General features: G+C 75.3%; 3 protein-coding genes, 1 tRNA gene and 1 other RNA gene. 3 read left to right on the top strand and 2 right to left on the bottom strand.

Annotation, left to right across the window (positions count from 1 at the left end; translation table 11 throughout):
- Positions 1–798: caspase family protein (locus VM242_10920; GenBank protein HVM05675.1), on the top strand; the 798-nt coding region annotated here is incomplete at its 5' end.
- Between the two features lie 9 nt (positions 799–807).
- On the opposite strand, the gene VM242_10915 is transcribed toward VM242_10920, so the two are convergent.
- Together VM242_10915 and VM242_10910 are read right to left on the bottom strand one after the other, a co-directional pair.
- Complete coding sequence (locus tag VM242_10915; protein HVM05674.1) at positions 808–1,122, bottom strand: hypothetical protein; 315 nt, start codon at positions 1,120–1,122, stop codon at positions 808–810.
- A 68-nt stretch (positions 1,123–1,190) separates the two neighbouring features.
- Positions 1,191–1,275 (bottom strand) — tRNA-Ser (locus VM242_10910).
- Between the two features lie 48 nt (positions 1,276–1,323).
- Here VM242_10910 and ffs point away from each other — a divergent pair.
- Positions 1,324–1,422, top strand: an RNA gene (gene ffs / locus VM242_10905) — signal recognition particle sRNA small type.
- 62 nt (positions 1,423–1,484) lie between these two features.
- Positions 1,485–2,749: DNA polymerase III subunit gamma/tau (gene dnaX, locus VM242_10900; protein HVM05673.1), on the top strand; the 1,265-nt coding region annotated here is incomplete at its 3' end.

Below are 2,749 nucleotides of genomic sequence, written 5' to 3'. Positions count from 1 at the left end.
GCCCTGGTGGCGCCCGCCCGCCAGTTGGCCACCCGTCCGGCCTCGGGCGGGACGTGGGCGGTGATCGTCGGCATCAACGACTATCCCGGCCAGGGCAGCGACCTCCGGGCGGCCGTCAACGACGCCACGGACATGGACATGGCGCTGGCCGGCATGGGCGTGCCGGCCGAGAATAGGCTCGTCCTCCTCGACGGCCAGGCCACGGCCTCTCGCATCCGGGAGGCCATCGGGTGGCTGGCGTCGCGGGCCGGGCCCGACGCCACCGCCGTGTTCTTCTACGGCGGCCACGTCCGCAAGCTGGGGCCGCTCACCGAGGCGATCGTGGCCGCCGACGGCGGGCTGATCGACGATCGGCAGCTGGAGGAGCACCTGTCGCACGTGGCCGCCCGGCGGGCGTGGATCGCCATGGCGTCGTGCTTCGGCGGCGGGTTCACCGAGGTGCTGGCGCCGGGGCGGGTGCTCACCGGGGCGGCGCCCGCCGACGCCCTCGCCTACGAGACGACCGAGTACGGCCGGTCGTTCCTCGTCCAGTACATGGTGCGGGAGGCGATGATCGAGAAGCGGGCGGCGTCGTCCGTGCAGGCCGCCTTCTCCTACGCCACAGCCGAACTGGCCCGCCGTCACCCGACCCGCCTCCCGGTGCAGGTCGACCTCGCCGGGGGGCCGCTCGACCTGCGCCCGCTCGTCGCCGCCGCGTCCGCCACTCCGCCGCTGGCGCCTCCGGCCCCCGCCGTCCCGACGCCGTCCACCACGGCGCCGTGCCGGCGCGTGCTGCTGGTCCTCGGCTGCAGCGGCTGAGCGGCCTTCCTAAGGGGAGACGGGCGCCTCGACCGGAGGGTGGACGGCGACGGCGCCGGGCGCCTCGCACACGATCTCCTGGCCGTCCTCGAAGACCAGCACCGTCCGGTTGTCGGGGTGGGGGCGGACGTGGATGGCGAGGAACTGTTCGAAGTCGTCGAACACGCTGATCGACCCGCGAGGCGGCGGGGTCAGCCAGTGGATGACCACCACCCCGGTCGAGAAGTGCACCCCCTCGAGGACGATGCCGGTGCCCGAGACGCCGGAGACGTCGAAGTCACGCCGCATCGTGAACCGGCGCATCCCGTGCGGCGCTCGTTTCACCGTTGCACCTCCTTGCCAGACCTCTCGGCGCTGCCGCCCCGGACCTGAGCGCGACGCCACCGGTACGGCGGAGGGAGTGGGATTTGAACCCACGGTGGCTTGCGCCACACACGCTCTCCAGGCGTGCCGATTCGGCCGCTCTCGCATCCCTCCCGGGACGGGAAGGCTATCCTGCCCGAACGGACGGTCGCCCCGTGCGGCGGTCGGGTCCTGCGCAACGGCGCCCCGTGAACCGAGTCAGGGCCGGAAGGCAGCAGCTCTCAGCGGTAGGTGCGGTGTGCCGCAGTCAGCCTGACCGCCGCACCGGGTGACCGTCCCGCTGCGGTCGTCGTGGTGTGCCAACCCCTCGGTAGTGTTCGGGCGTGGCCGACGACGAGGTGCCCTTCCGGTCGCTGTACCGGCGCTTCCGGCCCCAGCGCTTCGCCGACGTCCGGGGCCAGGAGCACGTCGTGCGGGCCCTCACCAACGCCGTGCGCGAGGACCGGGTGGGGCACGCCTACCTGTTCAGCGGCCCCCGGGGGACGGGCAAGACGTCCACCGCCCGCATCCTCGCCAAGGCGCTGAACTGCGAGGAGCGCCAGGGGGGCGAGCCGTGCGGGCGGTGCGCGTCGTGCGTGGCCGTCGAGCAGGGCACGTCGCTGGACGTCCACGAGCTGGACGCCGCGTCGAACAACGGGGTGGACGCCATGCGGGACCTGGTGTCCCGGGCCGCCCTGGGCACCCCCGGGCGGCGCAAGGTCTACATCGTCGACGAGGTCCACATGCTCTCGACGGCGGCGTCCAACGCGCTCCTGAAGACGCTGGAGGAGCCGCCCCAGCACGTCGTCTTCGTGCTCGCCACCACCGACCCGCAGAAGGTCCTGCCCACCATCCGCAGCCGCACGCAGCACTTCGAGTTCCGCCTCCTGGGCGGCGAGGTGCTCACCTCCCTCCTCCAGGACGTCAACGGCCGGGCCGGGCTCGGCGTGGCGCAGGAGGCGATCGACCTGGTCGTGCGGCGGGGGAAGGGCTCGGCGCGCGACGCCCTGTCGGTGCTGGACCAGGTGGCGGCGGCCGGCGAGGTGGAGGACGAGGCGCCGGCCACGGACGAGGTGGTCGAGGCCCTGTGCGAGCGGGACGGCGGGCGGGCGCTGGTCGCGGTCGCCCAGGCCGCCGCCGCCGGCCGGGACCCCCGTCGGCTGGCCGCCGACCTGGTCGACCACCTGCGCAACGCCTTCCTGCTCACGCAGGCGCCGGCCCTGGTCGCCCTGCCCGACGACGCCCGCCACCACGTCGCCGAGCAGGCCCGCCGCCTCGGCCCGGCCTTCCTGGTGCGGGCCGTCGAGGTGCTGGGCCGGGCCCAGGTGGACATGCGGGAGGCGCTCGACCCCCAGATCACCCTCGACGCGGCGCTCGTCCGCCTGGCCCGCCCCGAAGCCGACACGTCGATGGCCGCCCTCCTGGAGCGGGTGGAGCGCCTCGAACGGGCCCTGCCCGCCGGCGGTGCCGCCCCGGCGCCCGCGCCGGCCGACGGTGCCGTTCCGTCCCCGCCGTCGCGTCCGAGGGGCGCGCCGTCCCAGCCCCCGCCGCCTGCGCCCCCGCCCCCGCCCGGGCGCGGCGCGCCCCTCGGACGCGACGGCGGGGACGG

The organism is Acidimicrobiales bacterium (genome assembly GCA_035540975.1).
In the GTDB taxonomy this organism is placed as follows: Bacteria; Actinomycetota; Acidimicrobiia; order Acidimicrobiales.
This window is presented reverse-complemented; position numbering and strand designations above follow the sequence as displayed.